This is a genomic window from Anabaenopsis arnoldii, assembly GCF_028331025.1.
Taxonomy (GTDB): Bacteria; Cyanobacteriota; Cyanobacteriia; order Cyanobacteriales; family Nostocaceae; genus Anabaenopsis; species Anabaenopsis arnoldii.
The window spans coordinates 1-25,351 of record NZ_JAQMUH010000121.1; the positions used below are offsets into that span (position 1 = coordinate 1).

A 25,351-nucleotide genomic window follows, 5' to 3' on the forward strand; every position below is an offset into this window, starting at 1 on the left:
CTTTGAATTAGTATATCTTTGGCTTGATTGATTAAATCTACCGTGATGGGAATATTCACATCTTCTGCTAGGTATTCTGTAACTTGACGGGCGATCGCATTGACTAACCAAGGTTGACCTTGAGTTAAATAGTAGGCGTGGTTAATAGCTTGGGGGGTAAAGATTTGCCCAGTGGCTTGGGTGTGTTGTTCGTATAAGCTTTTAACATCTTCTAAGGTGAAATTACTTAAGGTTAAAGATTCTACTTTGATATTAAAGGGGCTAGAGGTATTTAACCTATCACTACCACCAGAGGCTACCTTATAATCACGTACATCCCGCATCCCAATCAAGGCTACACATTGGGGGAAACCTTGGGGACGACGGGGGAAACCATCCCTTAATTGCCTTAAGACAGTAATTAAAGTTTGATTTTGCAAAGAGTCAATTTCATCAATAAACACCACCAGGGGGCGCACAGAAGCCTCCGCCCAGGATTTGAGGAAAGAGCCGATACGTTGAGGTGGATTACCATTAGTTAAAAAAGGTGGTTGTAATTCTGTTGGTAGCCAAAAGTCAATAGCATCTTGCCAAGCACCTAAAATTGCCTGTTCTGCTATTTCTGGCTGATCGGGAAAGGGTGAACCTACTTCTGCGGATACCATGACGGCGGTATATTTACCACTGGCTGTTAATTCCTGTGCTAAGGTGAGCATGGCAGTGGTTTTACCGGTTTGTCTGGGTGCATGGATAACAAAGTAATTCTGTTGCTCAATCAGGCGTTTTAATTGGGGTAACCGTTCACTGGTGGGTAGGGTATAGTGGATATCTGGCTTACAGGGGCCTGCGGTGTTAAACCATTTAGTCATAAAAGTTTAGGTATAGGTTGATTTGATTATAACTGTGATCACGGTTGACTGTTGACTGACAAAACGCCAGTGCGATCGCTTTTATTCGTTACTCATATCCCCGAGTTCTCACCATCAATTTTTATAGAAGTGGGGGATCTTATCCAGGTGCTGCTTTATCCCCTGGGCGATCGCATCAAGTCAAGATAATCAGATACATGAGCTTGGGTGTTACAGGTCACTAAATTCTACTATTCGTAGGAGGTGTATTACAGCGCAACTGCTGGCGACCATTGACAATAATACCTAACATCTCCTGCAAATCCTTCTCCATATTTTCCAGGACAGTATCAGCGTATTCATCCGCGCCACTTTCGATTTCTTGAGCTTGAGCTATAGCAGTTCGTCGCAACTGCTCCAACTCCTCCTCACAACTGCGGCGCTTTTGGTCAATTTCCGCCAGAGTAGCTTGCATCATCGCCTCGCATTCCTGCTCAACTTGTCTGCGCAACTCCTGGGCTTTTTGTTCGGCTTCCCTGAGGATATCACTTTCAGCTAAAATTTGCCCTCGTTTAGCTTGAGCCGCTTCTATAATTTTTCGTCCATACTCTTGAGCTTCCAGCAGAACCTCTTCCTTTTGTTGCAGCACAAAAGTAGCTTCCTGAAAAATCCCTGGTAAAGACAGGCGAATAAAATCGATTTGCTCAATCAGCTTATCTTCATCAACTATAGTGCGTCCCGTGAAAGGAATACAAAAACCATAGAGAATTAAATCCTCTAAACGATTAAGTTCCTCGATAATATTGACGCTTTCCGTTCCGTTAATATACTCCTCCGGGGGGGGATAACTACCGTTGTCATTCAATTGGTCGTGGGATAGATGTGATTGTAGCATTTATATATATCCAGGGCAATTTCTTGGGGAACAAGATGATCAACAGATCCGCCAAACCTTGCAATCTCTTTTACCACACTACTACTCAAAAAACTATACTCATTAGATGTTGCCAGAAAAACTGTTTCTATTTGAGTGGAAATAGTTTTATTAGTATGAGCCATTTGCAGCTCCACTTCAAAGTCGGAAATTGCCCGTAAGCCTCGTAGTAAAACCTGTGCGTGTCTTTGTTGGGCATACTTAACAGTCAAACCGTCAAAACCATCCACTTCCACATTAGTCAGATGTTGAGTAGTGCGCCGAATTTGATTTAATCTTTCCTCTACTGTAAACAATGGTACTTTATTCGGATTCCGTAGTACAGCAACAATCACCAGGTCAAACAGCCGACTACCACGCTGAATGATATCAAGGTGACCTAAAGTGATGGGATCAAAGCTGCCAGGATAAATAGCAATCACAAAGTTTTCAATATACCAAAGCTACTCTATTCACACTCCCCGCTCTAAAGATACGGAGATTCTTGATTCAACGAGTCCACTTAGACTAAATCCCTTTGGGTTTTGAATCTTAGTAGCATACAGTGATTTTACTATAATTCTGCCACAAAGCGAAAAGATGACAGGAAATCTTGAGCAACTGTGAAGGTTTGTAATTATTAGTTAAGACAACAGTAACTAGCTACTAACCCACTTTTGAGTTTATGCGATCGCCCCAAAGCTGACTAATTAGGGCGATCGCCCTCACAGGTACTAATTCTGGGAGTTAGGCTTTCTTTTTTTGGAGCTTTTGTTACAATTAGTAAAATTCATATTTACAAAAAAGCTATTATGGCCTTATACGCTGAATTACACAGACACCTGGGCGGTTCGGTTGTTCCCCGTGTCTTATGGCGGTACTTTGAGCGCCATAGTCAAGATTCTATTGCTCAGTTTGCTGAATATGGGGAATTTGAAGAATTTTACACCCGTCCCCGGAACACCTTAGATGAATATCTAGAATTACACACCTTAGTAGAAAGTGTGCAAACAGTAGAAACCTTACCCTACTTTATCTATCGCCTACTGCGGGGGGCTTATATCTTTGAGAATTTAGCTTATTTAGAACTGCGCTATACCCCATATTTACGTACACCAGAACACCTCAGCCAAACCGCCAGAATTGATAAAATGGCGGAAATTGTGGAAGTGGTAGGAAAAGCCAGCCATTTACCAGAGTATCCCATTGTCACTAGCCAAATCCTCTGTATGCACACCCGCTTACCCTATGAGGTCAATCAGGCAATTGTTGACCTAGCAGTGCAAAATAAACAATATGTTTGTGCTATCGATGTCGCTGGGGGCGATCGCTACTATCATGAACGCATGGCAGAATGGGTAAGCTTATATGATTATGGGCGATCGCAGGGCTTAAACACCACCGGACACCTCTATGAAACTAGAGACGGTTGTCACCCCGAACTACTACCCTACCTCATGCGCATAGGTCACGGTATCCAAATTCCCCTATTATTTCCCGAACTATTAAAGGATATAGCTCAACGGGGACAGTGTTTAGAAGTATGTCCCACAACTTACCTCAAAACCGGCACATTAGAAGATATACGTCAACTCAAATTAGTTTTTGACCGTTGTTTTGCAGCGGGGGTAGATATCGCCATCTGTACCGATAACGCCGGGTTACATAATATGCGCTTACCCTTTGAGTATGAAAACTTGCTAACATATGATATAATCAACTTTAAGCAATTGCAAGCCTGTCAAAATGCAGCCTTCCGCCATGCTTTTGCTTGGCCTTACAATCACCCGCCCACATTGCTACTGGATAAAGTCTTAAAACCGCTAGCCAAGGTTTAAACTAACAGAGAAACGAGGAAATACGCAGAGACTTAGACAAATATCACAACAAAATCCCAATCAATCTTAAGCAGCTATCCCCTCTGTAGCGCCCCCTACGGTTCTCCAAGCTGACAAACCGCCATGAATATGAATCACATTAGTAAACCCAGCTGCACGCAATAATTGTACTGCATAGCCAGCCTGGGTATCTTCATTGCCATAGATATAAATATGGCGCTCCTTGTGCAGTGTAGATGTAGCTCGTTCTACCAGATCGTTTAAGGGAATGGCGATCGCACCGGTGATGCGACTTTGATTGTAACTGTGGCGATCGCGCACATCTATGATGGTAAACCCTGGTTGTCCCCATTGCAAACGAAACTTCAGATCATGAACCTCACTCGTTAAGTCACTGTTCATAAGCATTTCTCGCTGTCTTGTCTCACCAGCAATCTATCAGGAATATTGAGAAAACCTGAGTTTCTTTACAAAGAATCAAAAATTCTGTAGAAATGTCCATAAAAATGCCTACTCTATACAGTGGTCGCCTCTTGCCCTAAACTGTAACTCATGGCATCTACTATTCAAACCCTATCCACAGAAATTGTATCTCTGATTACCGCCGGAGAGGTGATCGACTCCCTGGCCGCCGTAGTGCGGGAATTAGTCGAAAATTCCCTAGACGCAGGGGCAACAAGGATTATAATTTCCCTATGGCCACAACAGTGGCGGGTACAGGTGGCAGATAACGGTTGCGGAATGGACGCAGATAATTTGCAACAAGCCGCCCTAGCACACAGTACCAGTAAAATTCGCTCTGCTGACGATTTATGGAAAATCAACAGTTTAGGGTTTAGGGGTGAAGCCTTACACAGTTTAACCACCCTAGCAGATTTAGAAATTCTCAGCCGTCCACCGGGAGCAAATGTCGGCTGGCGGGTTGTTTATGGTCATGGTGGCCAACCTGTGGAATTTGCCGCCACGGCCATCGCCCCTGGTACAGTAGTCACAGTGTCTGACCTGTTCGGTAATTGTACCCTGCGCCGCCAGGGTTTACCCACATCCGCCCAGCAAACCAGAGGGGTACAACTAGCAATTCAACAAATCGCCCTGTGTCATCCCCGTGTGACTTGGCAAGTTTGGCAAAATGACCGCCAATGGTTTACTATTTCTGCGGCCGCCACTACGGGACAACTATTACCGCAAATTGTCCCCCAGCTGCAATATAGTGACCTCCAAGAATTTAACCTACAATTACCCAGCCCCCCCAACTGTGCATTAGCTTTAGTGGTAGGTTTACCAGACAGATGTCACCGCCGTCGTCCTGATTGGGTGCGAGTGGGAATTAACGGGCGTATGGTCAAATCTCCAGAGTTAGAGCAAAGTATTTTATCCGCATTTCACAGGACATTACCACGCGATCGCTATCCTGTTTGTTTATTAAATCTTACTGTTCCCCCAGAGCAAGTTAACTGGAATCGTCACCCTGCTAAACATCAAATATACTTGCATGAAATGGGTTATTGGCAACAACAAATTACCCAGGGAATTAACCAAGCCCTGCGCATCAGTTCCGCCCAGATCCCAGAGTCTTTTCATCATACACGGGTCAGTCAATTAGTCAAAGCAGCGGAAAGTAAAGGGGGTTATAAAACTAACCCCCAAACTACCCATTTACACCATTATACACCAATACCTTTAAAAGCGATCGCCCAACTTAACAATACTTATATTGTGGTAGAACATCCCCAAGGTATGTGGTTAGTAGAACAACACATTGCCCATGAGCGAGTATTGTATGAGCAAATTTGCGATCGCTGGGAACTAGTTCCCATTGAACCCGCCATCATTATGTATCAACTTTCCCCCGCTCAAGTATCACAACTGCAAACCATTGGTTTAGATATAGACCCCTTTGGTGAACAACTTTGGGCAATTCGCAGCATACCCGCACTGTTACAACAGCGTCAAGACTGTGCAGAAGCAATTTTAGAATTAAGTTGGGGCGGTGACCTGAAAACAGCCCAAGTAGCGATCGCCTGTCGTACTGCGATTCGCAATGGTACACCCATGAGTTTAGAACAAATGCAAGCATTACTAGACCAATGGCAACAAACCCGTAACCCCCGCACCTGTCCCCACGGTCGCCCGATTTATTTATCTTTAGATGAACCTGCTTTAGCTCGGTTTTTCCGGCGTAGTTGGGTAATTGGCAAAAGTCACGGGATTTAAGAGATTTAAAAGGGATTTAACTATCTATCAACCTGCTTATTAATATCTTGGGTGGTTAATTCCCTCTTAGTTCCTCGCACCACCAGCTCACCATTCACAACCTCAATACTGTCTACACTCAACCCCACATCAGACATAGCTAAGTTGAGTTGCTGATTAATTTCTGACTTACTCAGCCCTGTTACCTTAGTAATATCTGCCAAAGACAGGCTTACACTTCCCAAACTTAATTGCGTATTATCACTTAAATATATCCGTCCATCTTGGACTATTGGACTACTAGTAACACCTATATACAAAGGGCGATCGCCCGCCATGGGTAATACCTGCTGCACCATCCGCCGCGCCCGATCTGGTAACTGGGATGGTTGAACTACCACCCCTCCTGTCACCTGATTTTCTTGAATACTGGCTTTAAGACCTTTTGTAGCCTGTAATACTTGCGATGTTTTGGGGTTTTTGGCTAGTTTTTGACTCATTAACACAGTTAATTCTGTTTCATTCAGGGGAATATCCACCCGGTTATTTTCCCCTTCCCATTGAGTCAGTTTCACTTCCAGCACATTCTGGTCATCCCGATTCAGATTAACCGACTCACCACTGCCGTGAGTATACCAGCTAGGCAGAGACGTGATTTGCTTCCACCCGTAGGCTATCCCTGTAACCACTATACCGTTGATGAGGAGAAATAGTAAAATCGAATTTTCTTTCTTATCCATAGTTTGGTTTCCTGATAAGTAAATTACTTATACATCCCCCAATCACCTTAACAGTCTATGCAAAGGTTTTGTTTACACAAAAGTACGGTTGTGAGGAAGAAAGTAATATTGTGTCCCAGTCCTGTAGCCTTGCTCAGGGGAGGGTGAGGATAGGTAAAACCCATAACCGCAAACAAACAATGAAGATATTCCCAGGGATCTGCTGGTAGCAGCACTGGGGCGATCGCAACTATTACCAGATAGTATACACTTATTTTTATCAGTATAAGGCCATAAATGTGGGAGTAGTATATATAGGCGATCGCGCTGCGGGTAAAACACATTTAGCTTTGGAGTTATCTAACCCCAAAACTGAATATGTCAAAGTCACCAGTCAGGACTATCAAACTTTGCAAGGGATGTTAATGGATGAACAAGGAGGAACCAGACCCACAGACCTACAGAAATCCATATACAACCGCCCCTTAGATGTCGAAGTCAGATTACCTACCGGTAATAAATCAGTAGCAGTAGACTGGATAGATACGCCTGGAGAGGTATGGCGAAAAAGCTGGCAATGTGATAATCAAATGGAATGGCAGAGAATTTTAGACACAATCAGTGAAAGTGAGGGAATTTTCCTGATTCTGCCACCACATCGGGGGATGACCTTCAACATGGGGGTAAATGCAGATGAATTTATGACTCAAGAGCAGTGGTGTAACCGCTTTGACCGCTGGGTAGACTTTTTTCGCTATGAATGTCCTAAACTCAGACATTTAGTGATTTGCTTAAATAAGGCTGACCTGTTTTGTAATTTGCCACAAGAAGCTAAACAACTCAGCTATAGCCCCAATGGAACACAAATGAATTGGCAACAACGCCATATGCACGTTGTCCAGCGGTATTTCCGACCTATTCAAACCCAACTCCAGCAGATTAATCAAAGTTTAAACCGGGTATCAGTCCGTTGCTTTATTACCTCCATCCATAATCGGTCAGTCCTAGAACTACCGTGGATTTATATGGGTAGTTTTTTAGCTAAATCATAGTGAGGAAAGGGAACAGGGTTGACTGTTGACTGTTGACTGTTGACTGCTGACTGCTGACTGTTGACTGTTGACTGTTGACTGGTGACTGCTGACTGTTGACTGGTGACTGGTGACTGTTGAGTGTTGAGTGATGAGTGTTGAGTGTTGAGTGTTGAGTGTTGAATGTTGAGTGTTGAGTGTTGAGTGTTGACTGTTGACTGTTGACTGTTGACTGGTGATGGGTGATGGGGCGATCGCTATGAAGAGGGAACACCGAATAGGGAACAGAGAATAGAAATTGTTCATGAATCATTTAGAATTGCTATAGTTGGCAGATACTGATTTATCATTGTCTCCTCCTAGACCTGTTTTATCTATCGTATTATTTCTTGGTTTTGTTCACAAATTAAATACGAGTCCTATAGCACAAATATTAATATGGGAAACATTCGGGTAATTGGCCCTAGAGGGTCAGGGAAAACCACTTATTTAGCCGCCTTAGCTTACCAACCATTTAAGTTCAGCAAAGAATATCAAAACTTGAAAGTGCAAGCCGTCAATGACGACACCAGAAACTTAGCAGATAAAGCCGAAAATATCATTAGTCAAGGCGCATCCGTTGAGCCTACAAGTTCTCAAGTCAACACTATCTATGATTTACCTTCCTACTCCTTTAATATAGAAATTAAACGCCGGTTTCAGAAACAACAAGAACAGATAAATTTAGTCGCCAGGGACTACCCTGGAGAAATATTTGAGGATTTAGAGTTTGGCTCATCCAACCCTTTACATCAAGAATTTATTGAGGAATGTTTGACCGCCGATGTTAATGGTTGTTTAATCTTACTCACTCATTGGCAATCGGGAACCGATAGTTCTTACAGTCGCATCATACAACGGTTTCTGGAATTAATGGATAAACACGAACGGACTAGTAATTTACGGTTAGCAATAGCCATGAGTAAATGTGAACGGGGGGAATTATGGCCCGGTCGTCTTGACCCCCAAACCGATTTATTTAAGGTGCATTTACCCAGAACCACGCACATATTACAACAGAATATCCCCGCCCAGAATCTCGGCTTTTATGCCATATCTACCTTTGGGGTACTAGGACGCAAAGACCCCCGACCCAATCGCACCCTAGAATGGGGAACCGACGGTAAACTGGCTGTTTTAAGAGATGCTCAAAAATGGCGACCTTATAATCTAGTCGCTCCTCTCTATTGGTTAAGTACAGGGAGGAAATTAGGAAATGATGCGTAATTGGTTTGCTAAAGCTAACTCAGAACCCCAACAAAGTAACGCGGTGATTCGGGTGATAGGCGATCGCGGTTCGGGTAAAACCGGCTATATGGCATCATTAGCAAGATGGCCCAATGCAGACCCCAACAGTCCGGTACAAGTGGTCACCGCCATTGGGGAGTCTGGGGAAGAACTGATCAATCAAGCTCAGAACATTCTTGAACAGGGGTTAGAACTAGAAGCTACGGATTTAAAAGGTGATGCAACAGAGCTACTAGACTACACCCTAAGTATTACCCTCAAAAAGCAATTTTCCCGCCGTAACCCTCAAACTAGCAGTTCTAACCTAGTAACTCTCAACATCAGTTGTAAAGACTATTCGGGAGAGTTTTTTAGTGACCTGCTCCAGCGCAGCGGTGACCCCCTACTAGCACAGTATTTAGAGGACTGTTCCCAAGCTACAGGGATTATCTTTTTAGTGGATGGGAATAGCCGGGCTAAAGATAGTGAATACGCCAACGGCTTAGATAAATTTTTAACCTGCCTAGACCGCACAGATATCAACGCAACTACCCGCAGAATAGCCCTAGTTTTAAACAAGTGTGAACAGTCCGAACTCTGGGTAAACCGCCATAAACCAGGATTTTTAGCCCAAGCCCGGTTTCCCCAAACCTGCCGCAAATTGAAAACCTGGGAACAAATAGGAGGGGGTAAAGTAGATTACTTCACGGCTTCCGCTTTTGGGATGTTGGGGAGTAAATACCCCGAACCTAATGTACAAGTTTTAAAACGTGGTCGGGATGGGGTAACCGCAGTGATTAAAAATCCCAGACTGTGGCGACCCTTCGGTTTAGTGGCTCCCATTTATTGGTTGTGTACAGGTGACAGACATCAAGAGTTAGATAAAGGGTGAAATCATGATTCCAATTTACGAATTTAGCACCGGTATTAAGGCAGAAAGAACCCCTAACGGTGGTTGGGTATCCCTAGGATTTCTGGGTAAATATATCAACTGCACCCTAGAACCCATCCCCTACCCTGTAGAGCGTTCCATTGCTAACCAAGAATTTGCCCTCACCGAAGGAGCTTCTACAGACCAACCCGCCATCATTGGGCGAGTAGTGGGGACTGGGGAGGACTCCTGGGCGGTGATAGCTGTAGTTACACGAGCTAGGGATGAAAAACGGCGCAGTTTATCTGTATATCGTTATTTCTTGACTCCCGGAGCCAATAACCTGCGCTATCTCTTAGCTTGGTGGGAAAGTCAGGGAAGACCGACATTTAACCCCTTTGATGGTAAATATATAGGGACATATGCCTATTTTGACCCAGCCTCGGCTCTTTCATCTGACTATGACCCCACAGCCAACTATATAGAACTAGTACCTACAAAACCCACATTACTAGAACCATACCAGTATAACTTAACAACTATCCACACTCTGGCGATTAAGAAACATAATCTAGATCCCACCCAGCCTATTTCCTGGGCTTTTAATGTAGAAGCAGTGGAAAAACCCCGCAGCTTTCAGGTGATCCAACCCAGTTCCCCCACAGCCTATGAGACCTTAGAAAGAGAGATTAGTAAACCACCCCGGTCATTACCAGCAGTATTTATAGATGAAGCGGCGCTGAAGTCAGCCATTCGAGCTTTAATCAACAATTCCCAAGTCAAAGCCGATGCTGTGCAAGTTATTGTCAAGGAACTGAATAATAAACAGATTACCCCCCAATATTGGGAGGCTTTATTTGATGGTCAAGGCGCAAGTACCGCCATTACTCAAAGAAACTATAGCCCTCCCTTAGTCCGACTCATGACCCTGCGCGCCATAGTCATCCCTGAGACTTTACCAGAGTTTCTCAAGTGGTTAAATATCCAGTCGGGTAAACAACCCAGTGAGGCTGAAAGTATTTCTTTACAGTTTCAAGGTGCTATCCGTGGGTACTTTAAAGGTGTTAAAGACCAATTAACAGCGGGAATTAAATTACTCATTCCGCAGTTACTTAAAGAGAAAATTTCCCCAGAGTCCATACACTGGTTATTTATTAAAGATAGGGTATGGGATGTTTGTCTTAGTCAGTTTCTTCATGATGTACACTATGATTTACAATTAATTGATCAACAATCTAAGGTTTATACAAATACGAAAAACTTTGATAGTTTGAAGTTTCCTAAGGAGACTTGGCAAGATTTAATTCCGCTTGTTGGTAGTCGTTATCAGTCATCTCATATCAACAAATATTTCAGTTTAGCCCAATTATTTGACCTATTAAAAGATTATAAACTATGTACATACTTTTATCAAGTCAGTCAGGGAGATGTTCCTAAAAAATTATTTTACCAAGCTTTCGGTCATGTGGGAACTGCAGAAACTAGCGAGAATTTTTTAGGTTTAACAATTAGAAGAGAAATTACTTTAATTGAGCAGAGTATGAAATTTATCAGGTCTATTTTACCAGTTGTAGCAGGTTTTAGTTTATTAGGTTTATCTTGGTTAGGCGTTTATTATCTAGCGGGTGGGTTTTCATCATGGCGAGAAGAGATGAAAACCCTAGAAAGTGAAACTAAAAACATTAAGGAAACTAAAGAAGAGATTAATAAAATTGTTAACAATCTCACCAATAAACAACAATACAACAGAGAAGACGTAATCAAAAAACTTGAAACAGTGCTGGTTTTCAAGAAACTGAATGCTACACTCACTCAACCTGAAGATAGCCCAGAACCTACAATGGATGAATTAAAATCAACCATCGCTAAACTTAAAACAGCCATTGATGATATTGAATTATCTCAAGCAATATCTGCTTATCATGAGGTGAAAATAGCCAGAACCCCTCAAAAATTTAACCTGTGGTCAAATCAACCTGATATGAGATCAACCTATCAAAAGTTAGAGGAGGAGGTATCAGCAGCACTGAAAGAAGATGTAATAAACAAGGCACTTAATCAGACAAACTTCGGAAAAACCACAGCTTCTTTAAAGAGTATAATTCGTGAAACAAGATCACCGTCACCAGTCACTCGAAATATCGAGCAATTATTAATCACTCAGCTTGGGCTTAGAGAAAAGATAGAAAACCTAGAACCAGTTAAGGAAGAAGAGAAGAAAGACTTAGTAGAAGCTATATATAAGTATCAAGAAAACAATCCAGGACTAACACCCGATGGCATTATAGATAAAGATGGCGAGACATATGAGCGATTAAAACAAGCCCTTTGATGTTCCCTTCGACTACGCTGGTGGGAACAGATTGATGTTGGTGGTTGAGGGAAGTCGAAATCGCGATCGCCCCTTGATGTTCCCTTCGACTACGCTGATGGGAACGGCGATCGCCCCTTGATGTTCCCTTCGACTACGCTGGTGGGAACGGAGATTGTCCTTGATGTTCCCTTCGACTACGGTGATGGGAACGGCGATCGCCCCCTTGATGTTCCCTTCGACTACGCTCAGGGAACTGATCTCGGTGGTTGAGCGAAGTCGAAACCACGATCGCCCCTTGATGTTCCCTTCGACTACGGTGATGGGAACGGCGATCGTTCCCCTGTGAGAAGATGCCCACCCCACAAGATTTATAATCTTAATGTGTGTGCTTTATTTACTTTAAAAATGGTGTAAATACAAATACATAATAACCATGATTTCAGTGTATGAATTTAGCAAAGGTATTGAACTAGAAAAAAACCCTAACGGTGCTTGGGTATCTTTAGGGGTTATGGGTAAATATATCAACTCCACCCTAAACCCCATTCCCTCTGTTATGGAGCGTTCTATTGCTAACCAAGAATTTGCCACCATAGGAGGAGCTTCCGACGAGCAACCCGCCATTATTGGCCGAGTAGTAGGAACCAGGGAAGAGACTTGGGCTGTGATGGCTGTGGTCACACAAGCAAGGGGTGAAGGTGGCTACAAATTCACTTTCTATCGTTATTTTTTGACCCCCGGAGCCAATAACCTGCGCTATCTCATAGCTTGGTGGGAAAGTCAGGGAAAACCCACATTTAACCCCTTGGATAGTAAAAATATAGGAGAATGTGCCTATTTTGACCCAGCCTCGGCTCCTTCATCTGACTATGACCCCACAGCCAACGATATAGAACTAGTAAGAACCTATCCCACATTATTACAACCACAGCAGTATAACTTAATAACTGTCAACACCCTAGCCATTAGGAAACATAATCTAGATCCCACCCAGCCCATTTCCTGGGCTTTTAACGTAAAATCACTGAAAAAACCCCGCAGCTTTCAGATTATCCAACCCGCTTTTTTAAGAGCTTATGAGAATTTAAAAAGGGAGATTAGTAAACTACCCCCGTCACCTACAGACGCAAGCGCTGATGACATAGCACCAAAAAAGACTCTTGATAAAGCATCGACTAAAAAAGCCATTAAAGCCGCACTGCAAAGCTTAATTAATTTCTCACAAGTCAAACCCCCATCTGTAGAGACGATTATTGACACCTTAGAAAATCACCAACTGACTTTAGAAGAATGGTACAGCTTATTTGATGCTGAAGGCGCAACCACCGCCATCACTGAAAAAATTTATAGCCCTCCCTTAGCGAGACTTATGACTCTGCGCGCCATAGTCATCCCTGAGACTTTACCAGAGTTTCTACAGTGGTTAAATATCCAGTCAGGTAAACAACCCAGTGAGGCTGAAAATACCTCTTTACAGTTTCAAGGTACTATCTGTGAGTATTTTCCCACGGAGAAATTAACAGCGGGAATTAAATTACTTATTCCGCAGTTACTCAAAGAGGAAATTTCTCCAGAGTCCATACAGTGGTTATTTATTAAGGATAGGGTGTGGGCTGTTTGTCGTAGTCAGTTGATTAGTGATGTTTACTATGATTTGCAAGTAATTCATCAACAATCTAAAACTGATATAAAAAACTTTGATAGTTTAATGTTTCCTTTGGAGATTTGGCAAGAGTTGATCGATGGTTATAATAACGAGCCAAATTTACCTGCGATCGCCCGATATTGGAGTTTAGCCCAATTATTTTACCTACTACAAGATTATAAAGTATGTACATACTTTTATCAAGTGAGTCAGGGAGATGTACCTCAAAAATTATTTTACCAAGCTTTTGGTCATGTGGGAACTCACACAACCTTTTTAGGTTTAGAAATTCACGCAAAAACTAGTTTAGGTGAATTTTTTATTAAAGTTGCCAGGTTTAAGGTAGCAATTGCAGGAGTTTTTAGTTTATTACTTTTATCTTCCTTTGGCGGTTATTATCTAGCGGGTGGCTTTTCATCATGGCGAGAAGAGATGAAAACCCTAGAAAGTGAACAAAAAAATATTGATAAAACTGAAAAAGTGATTAATAACATTGTTGAGAAAACAGGCTCTGAAGAGGAAAATGTAATAAAGAAATTTAATCAGGTCTTAACATCACAGCAAACTCAAAATGGACAAAATACAATAAATAATTTAAATCAACCCATTGATAAACTTAAAATTGATAAACTTAAATCAGATATTGAAATTCTTGAATTGTATCAGAAAATATCTGCTTATCATGAGGTGAAAACACCCACAAACCCTCAAAAATTTAATTGGCCGTGGTCAAATCAACCTGATATGAGATCAACCTATCAAGAGTTAGAGCAGAAGGTATCAGAACAACTGAAAAATGAAATTATTAACACAGCACTTAGAAATGACAACTTTAATAAAACAATGACGGCGTTAAATAAGCTTATGGAAGAACTAAACATATCTGACGATCAGGAAAAAAGCCGGGTATTACAGGGCGCTCTTAAGTTACCCAAAGATTGGAATTTCTCAGATATAGACTCTGAAGATCCGAACAAAAGAACAGCGGCTAAAACTCAATTAGTCAAAGCTATATATAAGTATCAACAAAGTCCAGGACTAACAGCCGATGGCATTATAAATAATGGGAAAGCAACATATAACCGATTAAAACAAGATGCTCAGGGAAGGTATTGATGTTGGTGGTTGAGGGAGGTCGAAACCGCGATCGTCCCTGATGTTCCCTTCGACTACGCTGGTGGGAACTGATCTCGGTGGTTGAGCGAAGTCGAAACCGCGATCGCCCCCCTTGTATTGTTCCCTTCGACTACGCTGGTGGGAACGGCGATCGCCCAGCACCACAGCTTAACCTTAATATCATAAATCTTGTGGGTTGGGCATCTTGCCCGCCCTTCCACTGAAATAAAATGGGCTGTATATTTACATTCTGATTGATTTAGGTGGAGGTTAACAAATAGTGTAATATCTGCTGTATTAAATACTTGCCAAGTTCTGCTCCAACTGTTGTTATTAGGTCTGTTGTTATTAGGTCAAGCATTTTTCTATTTTTTTTAACTTTACAAGGTATACAATATCAGTTTTACCTGGTTAACCCAGATTGATGGAGGCCAGTTTGTTAACTGTGCCAATCTCGCCAATCTTGCCAGGGTTTGGGATTACAATAGCTGTCTGAGTTTTTCAACTCACTGTAGCTGCAAGATACCGGACTTTTCACATCATCAGATAAGTGGGAGCAAAGGGCGATCGCTGTCATGAAAGTTGGGAAAATCGCGTTTTTTAGCTTCAATAACTGCAAGTTTTTCACCACGATAAACTAATACATATAGCAACCGCCAAGGTGGTTAGGACATAAACAGAAGATAAAACCATTGAAATTCAAGCGTTTCAAGGCTTCCCCCTGCTATATCTCAGCGGTTAGTCTGGGGATTGTACAATTTGCCCAAACCCGCTATACTTGTACAATAAACAGTACAGGTTCTCCCCAAATGAAAATTATCTCTTTTAGCGAGGCCAGAAATAGTCTAAAAACGGTTTTAGACCAGGTGACAGAAGATGCTGACTATACAATTATCACCAGACGGGATGCTGATGATGCGGTGGTGATGTCCCTGGAGTTTTTTAATAGTCTCATGGAGACTGTGTATTTATTGAAGTCTCCGGCAAATGCAGCCCATTTAGAACGTTCCATTACTCAATTTAAACAGGGGAAAGTGCTGCAGCGAGATTTGTTAAATGAGTAGAATGTTAGCCTGGACTGATGAGGCTTGGGGTAATTATCTTTACTGGCAAGGGCAAGATAAAAAGACTCTCATAAGAATCAATAAGTTGATTGAGGAGACAATGCGGATGCCTTTTGAGGGTATCGGTAAGCCAGAGCCTCTCAAGGAAAATTTAGCCGGATTTTGGTCACGGCGAATTGATGATACAAATCGTTTAGTTTATGCTGTTGATGATGTCTATGTAACTATTATTTCTTGCCGATATCATTATTAATTTAGCAATAAATTAAGTCATTTTTATAAAGAAAACTCTCATGCTTAATTCTTCTTGATAAAACCCTTAAAGCCTTTTTCAGGCTCATGAAATACACACCTATTCCCTATTCCCTATTCCCTCAAACTAAAAAAAAATGTACCTCACGAGCATGGGAAATGCTATATACAAAAAATACAAATAATACAAAAAATATACTCATAATCCGTTGCTTTCCAAAGGACTGGGTAAAATCAACCCCAATGCGATAGCGAAGCGCTGCTGTAAGCAGATAGCGAAGCGCTGCTGTAAGCAGATAGCGAAGCGCTGCTGTAAGCAGATAGCGAAGCGCTGCTGTAAGCAGATAGCGAAGCGCTGCTGTAAGCAGATAGCAAAGCACCACACCTTAATATCATAAATCTTGTGGGGTGGGCATCTTGCCCGCCCTTCCACTCAGATACAATGGACTGTATATTTACATCCTGATTGATTTAGGTAGACCTTATCCCTGGTCGATCTGCTTACAGCGATCGCATTCAGTCAGGACGATTAAATACATAATCTTCTAGTCAGATGTATCTGACTTTAGCTTTGAGACGGGGGTTTCTAACCCCCGGTTCCCCGTGTAGCATCTTCGCGATCGCAATGTACACAGTAGAGGCTAAACCCTAGGGTGGAACTGTCTAAGAATCTGTTGCAATAGCTTCCAAAGTAGCAATTTTTCTGGTTTTGTTTCACCTTAAAACAATATTGGAATTGAAACAATAGCATTACCCAATTCTTTTGGTTCCAGCTTATATAGTCCACCTCCATACACCCGACCTTCACCCATGAGCATTTGATCAGAAATCCCATTTAAAGCCTGCCATACCTGCTTAAGTAATTCGGAATTTTGTGAAAATGCTTGAGCCAAATCAGGGAGGGGATACAACATCAAGTAAACGTTAGTAGCTGTTGCTTGGGAGTGATTGAGAATAAAGCGGAAGGGTCTACCTCTTTTGGTATCTTGACGACCCATATAGGTACAGAGGAATGGGGAGGGTGGACGATTCTCCTGCGAATACCAGGGAAAACGATGTCTGCACAAATAGCGATCGCTAATTCCATTGTCTACTCCCATCTGCAAATATTGCCACAGCATTGGATAGTTGGCTTGCACCTCAGATATAGGCAATGCACAGTCCAGCAAAAATAGCTGCTGTGTCAAAATGGGATTACCTTTTATATCAGCTTCAATTTCATCAACTAATAAATAACGGGGACTGGGCAGAATAGGTTTTAAGAATTCAATCGGCAGTTGATATGCTATTACCTGTTCTTTTGTAAGCACAAAGAAATTGTTAGCCCCTGTTGCTAAACCACGTTTAATAGTAAATAAATCTTTTAACTGAAGTTGCTTTAAATTAGACTGAGTATTATTTGGGGTAAATCCAATCTTTGTCCATTTGGCTGTTAAGCGGAGCGTCTCTACAGAAACCAACTTGCTTTTGTTGGGTGTTGCTAAACTTTTACCATAGCTAAATTGAATATGATGGTTTGCTGGTGGTACAGTCTTCTTGAACCAAACAACTGCACTGGTAACTAAAGCATCTGCAAACTGGACATTATTTGGATGAAACAAATGAACACGCAACAAGGTAACACTGCTTAACAGATACTCCCTAATTTGTTGTCCATAATTTACGTCCATAAATCCACTAGGAATGAGCCACCCAGCAATACAATTATCCGCCATCCAAGCATCAGCCATGCACAAGAAATAGCAGTAAAGACTAGCTAACTGACTGAGTTTTATTCCTGTGATCTGAAAAGTTTGATTTTGTAATCGCTGCTTTTCAATTCGGCTTAAATGATGATGTCGTACATAAGGAGGATTACAAATGAGTAAGTTAGCTTTTTTATCATCACAGCTAGGTGGTATAGCTTGGGTAAAGTCAGCTAAATGTAATTGTAGTGGTGTGTCGCGCCAAAATGAAATTGCCTCCAAGCCGTAGTGTGAATCAATTTCATAACCTACAGCTTCTTTTACTTGTATGGGTGAAAATAGCTGTAATAATGCGGAATAAAAAGCACCTGTACCAAAAGCGGGGTCAAGAAACCGGATTTGGGAATGTGGTGTTAATAACTCTTTTGCATATTGCACAATGTCGAATGCCAAATCTGTGGGTGTGGCAAATTGTCCCAATTTATTGCGTTCGGCTTGGGTTTTGACTGCATCTAGTTGTAATTGACGGAACACCCGTGCTTGCTCAGTAGTTGTAGTTACATTCATAAAAAACTCGTTTCACGTCAGAGGATGTTTGAAGCGATACAGCTTCAGCCAGAGGGAAAGTCAAACGCCAAATAATGCTAGGTCATCAATGCGATGTTCCCATAACCAGTCAATTCCTTCGGCTGCTTCATAGCCTAAATAGCCGCTGTCAAAATAACCACAAAGAAATAGAACAAAACGGACTGTATTACCGTAGTTGCTCCTGAGTTGAGCAACTTTAATGGCTTCTTCTTTGCGTCGCTTGTTGGGGTTGGTAAAATCTCCAGCTGATTTAGCTTCAATGAGGAGAGGTAAATCGCCAGGAGCAGACTGTCTGGGCATGATCACGGCATCAATGGGGATGTTGACTTGTTTGTTGCCAGACTGCAAACTGACGGGAATGTTGAGCCGAAACACGAAGGTTCCTGGTTGCATGGTTTCAAATCTTAGTCCACTACCTCCCTTGATGTAAGAGTAACCTCGTTCTTCTAACCACTGCCTAATTGTGGCCAGTTGTCTTTGTTCTTGGGTGTTACGAATAATAGGGTCAGCCAAGGCTCCACAAAGACGGTCGGCAACAATGGTTGCTGATCGGTGGATTTGTGTCTCTGTGGGATCTAGCTTTGTTTCTAGCCAAGGGAAGATGTCTTTATCAATTAGCCGTGCTATCACCTGAGCGATTTTTGCCAGTTCGGCATCCAGCATTGTGGTATCCATTTTTGGTGGGATGCGTTGCTTGTCTTCCATGTTTTTGACAAGATTGGGTGACACCCCGGCTAGTCCCATCAGACGGTCACGAGCGATGGGTGGTGCTGTTGTCATCCGCAGTATTGGTAGTACGGATGGATGTTGGCGCAGGACTGTGGGGGTGATGTTGGTTAGATTGGCTGTCCAAGTCAATGCTGATTCAACTTGTTGAGTTGTGACAATGCGAGTTTCAAGGTAAGCCCTAGGAGCAAATTCCATAAACCAACTGTTGTAAAAGTCTACGGACTGGGCAATATCTTGTTTCCACAAGTGGGGTTTATCAACATTTACTGGCACTACATCACCTCAAGTTGACAAACAGCAAGACTATCAAGATATCTGAAAGTGAACATTTTCGGTAGACTATTCCTTGATTTGGGATAACAGAGTTTTGATTGTGGGGGTAGATAACAACTTCTGAGCATCACTGATAATTTTATCCCCCCAAAGATTCTTTCTCAAAACCTCCACATCAGCAAAGGTTTTGTCTAGGTTTAAAACTGTTGTAGCTAACTCATAGGCTTTTTCTTGTTGTCCTTGGGTATATAAAGCCACAGCTAAGGCTAGTATAGGTTCTGCCACTTTATTGTTAACTTTTATAGCTTCTTCCCATTGTTTAATAGCAGTGGTTTTATCTCCCTGTTCATATTTAATCAAACCTATGTTATTAATAGCTGGTAAGTTGTTTTTATCTTTGCTCAGAGCTTGATTGTACTCAGCTAGCGCTGCTGTATAGTTTTGTTGTGAGTGGTAAACAACACCGCGATTGTAGTAAGCTTGAGCTAAATTAGGATTAATCCCAATAGCTTGGTTAAAATCAGCCAATGCTAAATCCCATTTTTTCTGGTTAACGTAAACAACACCGCGCCAAATGTAACCTTGAGCTAAATTAGGATTAAATTCAATAACTTGGGTGTAATCAGCCAATGCTAAATCCCATTCTTTCAACTCACGGTAAATATGACTGCGTAACGTGTAAGCCAAAATACGAAAGTTAGCTAAAAGAAAATCAGGAGCAAGTTCAATGGCTTGGGTAAAATCAGCTATAGCTAAATCCCATTCTTTGAACTCACGGTAAAAAAGACCGCGAATGATGTAACCTTGAACATCATTAGGATTAAGTTCAATGCCTTGGTTGAAATCAGCCAGAGCTAAATCCCATTTTTTCAGGTCAAAGTAAACAGTACCGCGATTAATATAACCTTGAGCTAAATTAGGATTAATCGCAATAGCTTTGTTATAATCAGCCACAGCTAAATCCAATTTTTTCAGGTTATAGTAAACATTACCGCGATTGATGTAACCTTGAGCATCATTAGGATTAAGTTCAATAGCTTTGCTATAATCCGCCACAGCTAAATCCCATTTTTTCAGGTCAAGGTAAACAAAAGCGCGACCAGTGTAACCTTGAGCATCATTAGGACTAAGTTCAATGACTTTGTTATAATCAGCCAATGCTAAATCCCATTTTTTCAGGTTATAGTAAACAAGACCGCGACCTGTGTAAGTCAGAGAATTATCAGGATTAAGTTCAATAGCTTTGCTATAATCAGCCACAGCTAAATCCCATTTTTTCAGGTTAAGGTAAACAGTACCGCGAATGATGTAAGCATCAGCATAATTAGGATTAATCCCAATAGCTTGGTTGAAATCAGCCAAAGCTAAATCCCATTTTTGCTGGTCAAGGTAAACACGACCGCGATTGTTGTAAAAAGCAGCACGGGGACTGAGTTCAATCGCCTGATTTATCGCCAACTCAGCCTCTGCATACCTCTGTAAATTCAACAACACCCAATACTTCTGATTATACAAATTAGGATTACCAGGCTCCAGCTTAATCGCCTCATTGATAGCATCCAGCGCCCTATCCAGTTTCTGATTATACAAATTAGGATTACCATCCTCCAGCCTAATCGCCTCATTGATAGCACCCAGCGCCCTATCCAGCTCCTGTAATTGCCTATAAACTATACTCAGATAATCCCAAGCGGGGACAAATTTAGGGTTAGCCTTTACCGCCAATTCTAACGCTGCTGCTGCTGCTTTGAATTGTTTACTCCCGCCTAAAGCCAAACCCTTACCATAATAAGCCAAATCAATAAAAAACTCTGGTTTTTGGGCGATCGCCCGCTCAAAAGCCTCTACCGCCTCATCATAGCGACGTAACCGCCACAATTGATTCCCCCGTTCAATCCACAATCTAGCATCAGCATCCCCCTGGGGAACTGGAATTGAAAGAATAGTATTTTGAATAGATTCCACATCCTCCAGACTTAACTCCCGTGGTCTTGTATTTTCCACCCCTTGCGGTCGGGTATTCCATCTCGGTGCTAAAGCTAAAAAGGTACTAATGGGAATCCCTAAACTATTACCTATGTGTATGTCACCCCAAGCAATATTCCTCACCCCCTCCGCTTTTCCATGAATCCCAATTACTCGTCCCTGAGTATCCAACACCGGACCCCCACTCATCCCACCCAGGGTAATACTGCTGTAAACTAACTCATATCCCCCGTCTACAGCTCCCGCAGCTTGACCCACAGCTTGTAATAATTGCGCTCCCGGATCCTTGTTAGTTTGGGAACTTGACAGAGTAGTTTGGATTAACCCCCTTTCCCTACTCCAAGTTTGTCCTAATGTCAACCGCCAGGGTGAACTTGTCCCCAGTCTCGGATACCCCCCTGTTAACATATATTGATTATCTCGGGTCGGATATTTAGCTAAGGTAGCAACTGCATAACTCCGGTTACTCCTAAACTTAACTACTGCTAAATCCACCCCTTCATTATATTGAATACTACCAGGTTCCACTCGATGTGTTTGACCATCAGCGGTGACAATAGTGTAAGTATAGGGGTGACATTCTCCCATTCCCCTTTTCTTCTCACACACCACATGAGCTGCAGTTAGGACTATGTAACTATTTCCTTCCTGATTAATAATTACACCTGAACCATTATTTTGACTACTACTATCAATCCTGACAGTAATTTGTTTAGCTTTTTCCTCCAATTCCCCTAACCACCCTGTTAATGGTACTTCCGGGACTTGATAACCAGGGATCTCCGTCTGGGGTAGGGGTGGGAGTTGGCGTTGGGGTAAACCATAAGCAGTTAACATCTCTGGTTTCACCGCATCTAACACCCTACTTACAGGGATTCCCCAACTATACCCACGCCATTCCTCAATTTCTGCTGCTGTGGGTTCTTGTCCATCAGCACGGACATAACCTAAATTTAATATGGGGTATTGGCTCATACCATTAACTCCCAGTAAATACCCGTAGGCACTGAGAATCGCACCGCCGCTCATCCCCTGCTCAATGTCGCTGTCGTAGCCAATTTCATAACCCTCTTTTAAACTCGGTTGGGAAACAATTTTTCTAACTCTTCCCGATCTAAATACTATATTATTTTCTGTACTGGGGTATCCCCCCGCCATGACTGGGGTATCTATATCAATATCAAAGTTAGCAACTTCTGGTGGTAAGCAATATTGCTGATTTGAGTTAAATTCTAATATAGCTAGGTCTAATTGACCAAGGTTTGCATCAGGAAGCAATTTGACTGGATGAGTTTTACCGTCTAGTGTTTGAATATTCAGGCTTTTGGGGTTAATTCTCCTGACTACATGGGCGTTGGTTATTACTAAGTACGAGCTACCTGTTTTAGCTTTGGCTAAAATTGTCCCCGATGCTACGTCACGCTCTCCCCTGACTTTAACTGTGATTTGTCTCACAAGCTGTTGTAGTTGTCTTTCGGAATATGCTCCCGTATCTGGGTCTTCTGGTATAAGTTGACATTCATCTGCTATGGGGGGTTTTGAGGTTTTGCTGTGGGTGATTTCCCCTAGGACGGGAAGGGGTAGCAGTAATATACAGCTAATAATGGCGAGGTGACGTTTCATGGTTGCTGGGGGTGTAGGGTGTATTTATTATATCTGTTGTTCAACGCAAAGGGGCGCAAAGGTGGGCGCAAAGGGGCGCAAAGGTTTATGCAACATATCCCCGACTTCTGAAACTAAATTATCCCAGACAAACTCTAATGATCTAAGAAATCCGGTATCTTGCACCCCATCCCACAGATCCCCGGTGATTTTATCGCCTCTTAATTCTAACTTTGGTATGGTTTGAGGATTGAGAGCTAGTGATATAATTATGATACAGTCCATATGCAAATAAGTTGCATGATTTTTACCTGGTGAGAATAGCTGTATATTGCGTGCAGATATTTGTCATATCTGCTTTGGGAACTTTAGGGCTGGTGCTGCCATCGCTTGCCATAATGGACTAATAATAAATATTGGGGTTTGATCAGCAAAATGACGCACAAGAATAATTATATTACCGATAAAGCCCGAATTATCACTGTGGTAATTTTAACTGGCATTTTTTCTCTGGGTAGCGGGTTGACAATCATTAACCGCGTTACTGCAGCGACCGTTGCTCCTCACCCACACAGCTACCCGGGTTCTTTACTTTTAGCAGCTACTGATACTCCCGCAGATAACCAGGTGATCAATCTACCAGAGTCTGTCAAAAATGCAGTTTTACAAGCGGTCTCTGAAGATTTAGACTTACCAATTTCTCAACTCAAGATTATTCAAGCTCAACCACAAACATGGAATAATGGCTGTTTAAACCTAGCTAGTCCTGATGAATTCTGCACTCAGGCTTTAGTCCCAGGGTGGCGAGTAACTGTCGATGCTGTTGACCAAACCTTAGTTTATCACACTAATAGCACGGGTTCGTCCGTCAGGCTCAATCAAGAAGCCGGGAAAATTACCCAGGATTGCACTTAAATTTCAGCCTAATTCTCATATTAATTACTGGGTTTATACACCCACAATTTGAAACTACGGTTTTTCTATCGGAATAAAGTTGTATCTTGAGAAAATTGATGATAGAATTTTTATTAAATACTTCTGAAGATAGATGAGTCATCAAAGCGATCGCTCACACCATCGTTGGGTACAATCCCATAATCTGCCCCAGCCTCAGTTGAAACTGCAACAACAGGCACAAAAAGAGCCAATGTTTTACTATTTTGCCTATGGTTCTTGTATGTGTCCGGTAGACTTAAAGCGATCGCTGGGTGAAAATACCCATGATTATATTATCGGCCCAGCGGTGTTGAAAGGTTACCGCCTAGGGTTCTATTCCTATTCTCCCACCCGCAAGTGTGGGGTTTTAGATGTCTTACCAGACGACCAAGCTCATGTCAAAGGTGTCCTTTATCAACTACCCTGGCGCTTGAGTGTAAACTTAGATAAACGCGAAGGTGTTTCCCAAAGTTTATACCGTCGGGAAACAGTAGAGATTCATTCCCAAAATAATGTCTACAAAAATACGCGCACTTATATAGTGGTGAACAAGCTCCCAGAAGAACTCGCACCCAACGACTGGTATTCTACTGTTGTCTTGCGGGGTGCTGTTACCTGTGGATTACCAGAAGAATACTGCTGGAGTTTGTTTGAGCATATGTACAAATTACAACAGCTTTCCCAAGAACATCTGATCCAAGCTGCGGAGAAAGCGCTATTACCCGCTTAAACTCAAACTCCAGTCATGACTTTCCCACTTAGGTTAATGTTTTCACATCAAAACGGACTCGGTTTGAGTCCATTTTCATGTGTACGAAACCATGACCTTTTTTTTACTGCCGGTGTTTAGCAGTTGAAAAAGTATAATCTATTTGATTTAGTAACGGCTACGGAAATTACCGCCACCACGGTTACCACCAAAAGAACCCTTATCTTCTCTGGGTTTGGCTTTATTTACCTTCAGGGAGCGTCCCATCCATTCAGCACCATCAAGAGCCTCGATCGCAGCGGTTTCTTCCTCATCTGTACCCATTTCTACAAACGCAAAACCCCGCAGTTGTCCTGTTTCGCGGTTAGTAGGTAGTTGTACCCGCTTTACAGAACCATATTCGGCAAATACTGCATTAAGTGCATCTTGTGTAACCTCATAAGATAGATTACCTACATAAACTGACATAAAATTTCTCCAAAATCGTAAGAGTGTAGAGATTTCGGTTTCGGAGAAAAGCCTGTAAATACCAAAAGGAAATAGCCCGTCAATAATAAAAACAAAATCTGATCACCGAATCAATTCTCTTCCCCCCACTATGACACAAAAAACAACCATTGGTGGAGTATGACAAAGATCGTAATGAAAAGTCACACAAGCAATTACTGCTTAAGTATCAGAGGATATTTAATAAGTTTTGAACAGGTAATTTTTATCTTAGGGAACAGGGAATGGGGAACAGGGAATGGGGAACAGGGAACAGGGAATGGGGAATGGGGAACAGGGAACAGGGA

Annotated in this window: 25 protein-coding genes and 2 pseudogenes; 12 read left to right on the top strand and 15 right to left on the bottom strand. The window is 42.2% G+C overall.

The window, feature by feature from the left end:
* On the bottom strand, positions 1 to 848 hold an 848-nt coding region (locus PN457_RS10745), incomplete at its 3' end, for an ATP-binding protein (protein WP_271733280.1).
* Positions 849 to 899: 51 nt separating this feature from the next.
* Here PN457_RS10745 and PN457_RS10750 point away from each other — a divergent pair.
* Positions 900 to 1,037 carry a hypothetical protein gene (locus tag PN457_RS10750; RefSeq protein WP_271733281.1) on the top strand — a complete coding sequence of 46 codons (138 nt, stop codon included), beginning with the start codon at positions 900 to 902 and terminating at the stop codon, positions 1,035 to 1,037.
* A 31-nt stretch (positions 1,038 to 1,068) separates the two neighbouring features.
* Here the strand turns inward: PN457_RS10750 and PN457_RS10755 are convergent, their stop codons facing one another.
* Entirely contained in the window at positions 1,069 to 1,722 is a 654-nt protein-coding gene (locus PN457_RS10755) for a DivIVA domain-containing protein (protein ID WP_271733282.1), read from the bottom strand.
* A pseudogene (gene coaD, locus PN457_RS10760) lies at positions 1,692 to 2,183 on the bottom strand (pantetheine-phosphate adenylyltransferase); the annotation flags it as partial. The pseudogene coaD and the gene PN457_RS10755, both read right to left, overlap by 31 nt.
* Before the next feature lie 369 nt (positions 2,184 to 2,552).
* On the opposite strand from coaD, the gene PN457_RS10765 reads away from it, so the two are divergent.
* Positions 2,553 to 3,578, top strand: coding sequence for an adenosine deaminase (locus PN457_RS10765; protein WP_271733284.1), 1,026 nt, complete (start codon positions 2,553 to 2,555; stop codon positions 3,576 to 3,578).
* Positions 3,579 to 3,644: 66 nt separating this feature from the next.
* On the opposite strand, the gene PN457_RS10770 is transcribed toward PN457_RS10765, so the two are convergent.
* A complete protein-coding gene (locus PN457_RS10770) occupies positions 3,645 to 3,980 on the bottom strand; it encodes a rhodanese-like domain-containing protein (protein ID WP_271733286.1) in 336 nt (111 codons plus the stop codon).
* A gap of 150 nt (positions 3,981 to 4,130) precedes the next feature.
* Here PN457_RS10770 and mutL point away from each other — a divergent pair, with 150 nt between their 5' ends.
* Complete coding sequence (gene mutL / locus PN457_RS10775) at positions 4,131 to 5,792, top strand: DNA mismatch repair endonuclease MutL (RefSeq protein ID WP_271733288.1); 1,662 nt, start codon at positions 4,131 to 4,133, stop codon at positions 5,790 to 5,792.
* Between the two features lie 20 nt (positions 5,793 to 5,812).
* Here mutL and PN457_RS10780 read toward each other — a convergent pair whose 3' ends face one another.
* On the bottom strand, positions 5,813 to 6,511 hold the full coding sequence (locus PN457_RS10780) for a hypothetical protein (protein WP_271733290.1): 699 nt from the start codon (positions 6,509 to 6,511) through the stop codon (positions 5,813 to 5,815).
* A 278-nt stretch (positions 6,512 to 6,789) separates the two neighbouring features.
* Here PN457_RS10780 and PN457_RS10785 point away from each other — a divergent pair, with 278 nt between their 5' ends.
* A complete protein-coding gene (locus tag PN457_RS10785) occupies positions 6,790 to 7,542 on the top strand; it encodes a hypothetical protein (protein ID WP_271733292.1) in 753 nt (250 codons plus the stop codon).
* Here the strand turns inward: PN457_RS10785 and PN457_RS10790 are convergent.
* Positions 7,532 to 7,834: a hypothetical protein gene (locus PN457_RS10790; RefSeq protein WP_271733293.1), complete on the bottom strand. Its 303-nt coding sequence runs from the start codon at positions 7,832 to 7,834 to the stop codon at positions 7,532 to 7,534. The two genes, PN457_RS10785 and PN457_RS10790, sit on opposite strands and share 11 nt — an antisense overlap.
* A gap of 125 nt (positions 7,835 to 7,959) precedes the next feature.
* Here PN457_RS10790 and PN457_RS10795 point away from each other — a divergent pair, with 125 nt between their 5' ends.
* Genes PN457_RS10795 through PN457_RS10805 form a run of 3 tightly spaced genes read left to right on the top strand, consistent with a single transcriptional unit; the run spans position 7,960 to position 11,990 of the window.
* A complete protein-coding gene (locus PN457_RS10795; protein WP_271733294.1) occupies positions 7,960 to 8,787 on the top strand; it encodes a TRAFAC clade GTPase domain-containing protein in 828 nt (275 codons plus the stop codon).
* On the top strand, positions 8,777 to 9,679 hold the full coding sequence (locus PN457_RS10800; RefSeq protein ID WP_271733295.1) for a hypothetical protein: 903 nt from the start codon (positions 8,777 to 8,779) through the stop codon (positions 9,677 to 9,679). Before PN457_RS10795 ends, PN457_RS10800 begins: the two co-directional genes overlap by 11 nt.
* A 4-nt stretch (positions 9,680 to 9,683) precedes the next feature.
* Positions 9,684 to 11,990: a hypothetical protein gene (locus PN457_RS10805; RefSeq protein ID WP_271733296.1), complete on the top strand. Its 2,307-nt coding sequence runs from the start codon at positions 9,684 to 9,686 to the stop codon at positions 11,988 to 11,990.
* A gap of 12 nt (positions 11,991 to 12,002) precedes the next feature.
* On the opposite strand, the gene PN457_RS10810 is transcribed toward PN457_RS10805, so the two are convergent.
* Entirely contained in the window at positions 12,003 to 12,335 is a 333-nt protein-coding gene (locus PN457_RS10810) for a hypothetical protein (RefSeq protein ID WP_271733297.1), read from the bottom strand.
* A gap of 70 nt (positions 12,336 to 12,405) precedes the next feature.
* Between PN457_RS10810 and PN457_RS10815 the strand changes: the two genes are divergently transcribed.
* Positions 12,406 to 14,733, top strand: a complete 2,328-nt coding sequence (locus tag PN457_RS10815) for a hypothetical protein (RefSeq protein ID WP_271733298.1) — start codon at positions 12,406 to 12,408, stop codon at positions 14,731 to 14,733.
* On the opposite strand, the gene PN457_RS10820 is transcribed toward PN457_RS10815, so the two are convergent.
* Both PN457_RS10820 and PN457_RS18415 read right to left on the bottom strand, forming a co-directional pair.
* Positions 14,704 to 14,898: a hypothetical protein gene (locus PN457_RS10820; protein ID WP_271733299.1), complete on the bottom strand. Its 195-nt coding sequence runs from the start codon at positions 14,896 to 14,898 to the stop codon at positions 14,704 to 14,706. The genes PN457_RS10815 and PN457_RS10820 overlap by 30 nt on opposite strands.
* 416 nt (positions 14,899 to 15,314) lie before the next feature.
* Positions 15,315 to 15,380 (bottom strand): annotated as a pseudogene (locus PN457_RS18415) (type I restriction endonuclease subunit R); the annotation flags it as partial.
* A 162-nt stretch (positions 15,381 to 15,542) separates the two neighbouring features.
* Here PN457_RS18415 and PN457_RS10825 point away from each other — a divergent pair.
* Both PN457_RS10825 and PN457_RS10830 read left to right on the top strand, forming a co-directional pair.
* A complete protein-coding gene (locus tag PN457_RS10825; protein ID WP_271733300.1) occupies positions 15,543 to 15,797 on the top strand; it encodes a type II toxin-antitoxin system Phd/YefM family antitoxin in 255 nt (84 codons plus the stop codon).
* A complete protein-coding gene (locus tag PN457_RS10830; RefSeq protein WP_271733301.1) occupies positions 15,790 to 16,050 on the top strand; it encodes a Txe/YoeB family addiction module toxin in 261 nt (86 codons plus the stop codon). Before PN457_RS10825 ends, PN457_RS10830 begins: the two co-directional genes overlap by 8 nt.
* A gap of 198 nt (positions 16,051 to 16,248) precedes the next feature.
* Here the strand turns inward: PN457_RS10830 and PN457_RS10835 are convergent, their stop codons facing one another.
* From PN457_RS10835 to PN457_RS10855, 5 genes are all read right to left on the bottom strand, one after another.
* The gene (locus tag PN457_RS10835) at positions 16,249 to 16,434 is read right to left on the bottom strand and encodes a hypothetical protein (RefSeq protein ID WP_271733303.1); all 186 of its coding nucleotides are present in this window, start codon (positions 16,432 to 16,434) and stop codon (positions 16,249 to 16,251) included.
* Between the two features lie 334 nt (positions 16,435 to 16,768).
* Positions 16,769 to 18,301, bottom strand: coding sequence for an Eco57I restriction-modification methylase domain-containing protein (locus PN457_RS10840; protein ID WP_271733305.1), 1,533 nt, complete (start codon positions 18,299 to 18,301; stop codon positions 16,769 to 16,771).
* 60 nt (positions 18,302 to 18,361) lie between these two features.
* The gene (locus PN457_RS10845) at positions 18,362 to 19,324 is read right to left on the bottom strand and encodes a XamI family restriction endonuclease (protein ID WP_271733306.1); all 963 of its coding nucleotides are present in this window, start codon (positions 19,322 to 19,324) and stop codon (positions 18,362 to 18,364) included.
* 66 nt (positions 19,325 to 19,390) lie between these two features.
* Positions 19,391 to 22,933 carry a serine protease gene (locus PN457_RS10850; protein WP_271733307.1) on the bottom strand — a complete coding sequence of 1,181 codons (3,543 nt, stop codon included), beginning with the start codon at positions 22,931 to 22,933 and terminating at the stop codon, positions 19,391 to 19,393.
* A 27-nt stretch (positions 22,934 to 22,960) separates the two neighbouring features.
* A complete protein-coding gene (locus tag PN457_RS10855) occupies positions 22,961 to 23,197 on the bottom strand; it encodes a hypothetical protein (protein WP_271733308.1) in 237 nt (78 codons plus the stop codon).
* Between the two features lie 150 nt (positions 23,198 to 23,347).
* On the opposite strand from PN457_RS10855, the gene PN457_RS10860 reads away from it, so the two are divergent.
* Positions 23,348 to 23,827, top strand: coding sequence for a hypothetical protein (locus PN457_RS10860; protein ID WP_271733309.1), 480 nt, complete (start codon positions 23,348 to 23,350; stop codon positions 23,825 to 23,827).
* A 133-nt stretch (positions 23,828 to 23,960) separates the two neighbouring features.
* Entirely contained in the window at positions 23,961 to 24,578 is a 618-nt protein-coding gene (locus PN457_RS10865) for a gamma-glutamylcyclotransferase family protein (protein WP_271733310.1), read from the top strand.
* 147 nt (positions 24,579 to 24,725) lie between these two features.
* On the opposite strand, the gene PN457_RS10870 is transcribed toward PN457_RS10865, so the two are convergent.
* Positions 24,726 to 25,025, bottom strand: a complete 300-nt coding sequence (locus PN457_RS10870; protein ID WP_271733311.1) for an RNA recognition motif domain-containing protein — start codon at positions 25,023 to 25,025, stop codon at positions 24,726 to 24,728.
* Positions 25,026 to 25,351: the final 326 nt, after the last annotated feature.

Bases quoted from the DNA above. Each gene is read 5' to 3' on its own strand.
- PN457_RS10755 (WP_271733282.1), bottom strand. From the start codon at position 1,722: ATGCTACAATCACATCTATCCCACGACCAATTGAATGACAACGGTAGT.
- PN457_RS10765 (WP_271733284.1), top strand. From the start codon at position 2,553: ATGGCCTTATACGCTGAATTACACAGACACCTGGGCGGTTCGGTTGTT.
- PN457_RS10770 (WP_271733286.1), bottom strand. From the start codon at position 3,980: ATGAACAGTGACTTAACGAGTGAGGTTCATGATCTGAAGTTTCGTTTG.
- mutL (WP_271733288.1), top strand. From the start codon at position 4,131: ATGGCATCTACTATTCAAACCCTATCCACAGAAATTGTATCTCTGATT.
- PN457_RS10780 (WP_271733290.1), bottom strand. From the start codon at position 6,511: ATGGATAAGAAAGAAAATTCGATTTTACTATTTCTCCTCATCAACGGT.
- PN457_RS10790 (WP_271733293.1), bottom strand. From the start codon at position 7,834: ATGATTCATGAACAATTTCTATTCTCTGTTCCCTATTCGGTGTTCCCT.
- PN457_RS10795 (WP_271733294.1), top strand. From the start codon at position 7,960: ATGGGAAACATTCGGGTAATTGGCCCTAGAGGGTCAGGGAAAACCACT.
- PN457_RS10800 (WP_271733295.1), top strand. From the start codon at position 8,777: ATGATGCGTAATTGGTTTGCTAAAGCTAACTCAGAACCCCAACAAAGT.
- PN457_RS10805 (WP_271733296.1), top strand. From the start codon at position 9,684: ATGATTCCAATTTACGAATTTAGCACCGGTATTAAGGCAGAAAGAACC.
- PN457_RS10815 (WP_271733298.1), top strand. From the start codon at position 12,406: ATGATTTCAGTGTATGAATTTAGCAAAGGTATTGAACTAGAAAAAAAC.
- PN457_RS10825 (WP_271733300.1), top strand. From the start codon at position 15,543: ATGAAAATTATCTCTTTTAGCGAGGCCAGAAATAGTCTAAAAACGGTT.
- PN457_RS10830 (WP_271733301.1), top strand. From the start codon at position 15,790: ATGAGTAGAATGTTAGCCTGGACTGATGAGGCTTGGGGTAATTATCTT.
- PN457_RS10840 (WP_271733305.1), bottom strand. From the start codon at position 18,301: ATGAATGTAACTACAACTACTGAGCAAGCACGGGTGTTCCGTCAATTA.
- PN457_RS10850 (WP_271733307.1), bottom strand. From the start codon at position 22,933: ATGAAACGTCACCTCGCCATTATTAGCTGTATATTACTGCTACCCCTT.
- PN457_RS10855 (WP_271733308.1), bottom strand. From the start codon at position 23,197: ATGGACTGTATCATAATTATATCACTAGCTCTCAATCCTCAAACCATA.
- PN457_RS10860 (WP_271733309.1), top strand. From the start codon at position 23,348: ATGACGCACAAGAATAATTATATTACCGATAAAGCCCGAATTATCACT.
- PN457_RS10865 (WP_271733310.1), top strand. From the start codon at position 23,961: ATGAGTCATCAAAGCGATCGCTCACACCATCGTTGGGTACAATCCCAT.
- PN457_RS10870 (WP_271733311.1), bottom strand. From the start codon at position 25,025: ATGTCAGTTTATGTAGGTAATCTATCTTATGAGGTTACACAAGATGCA.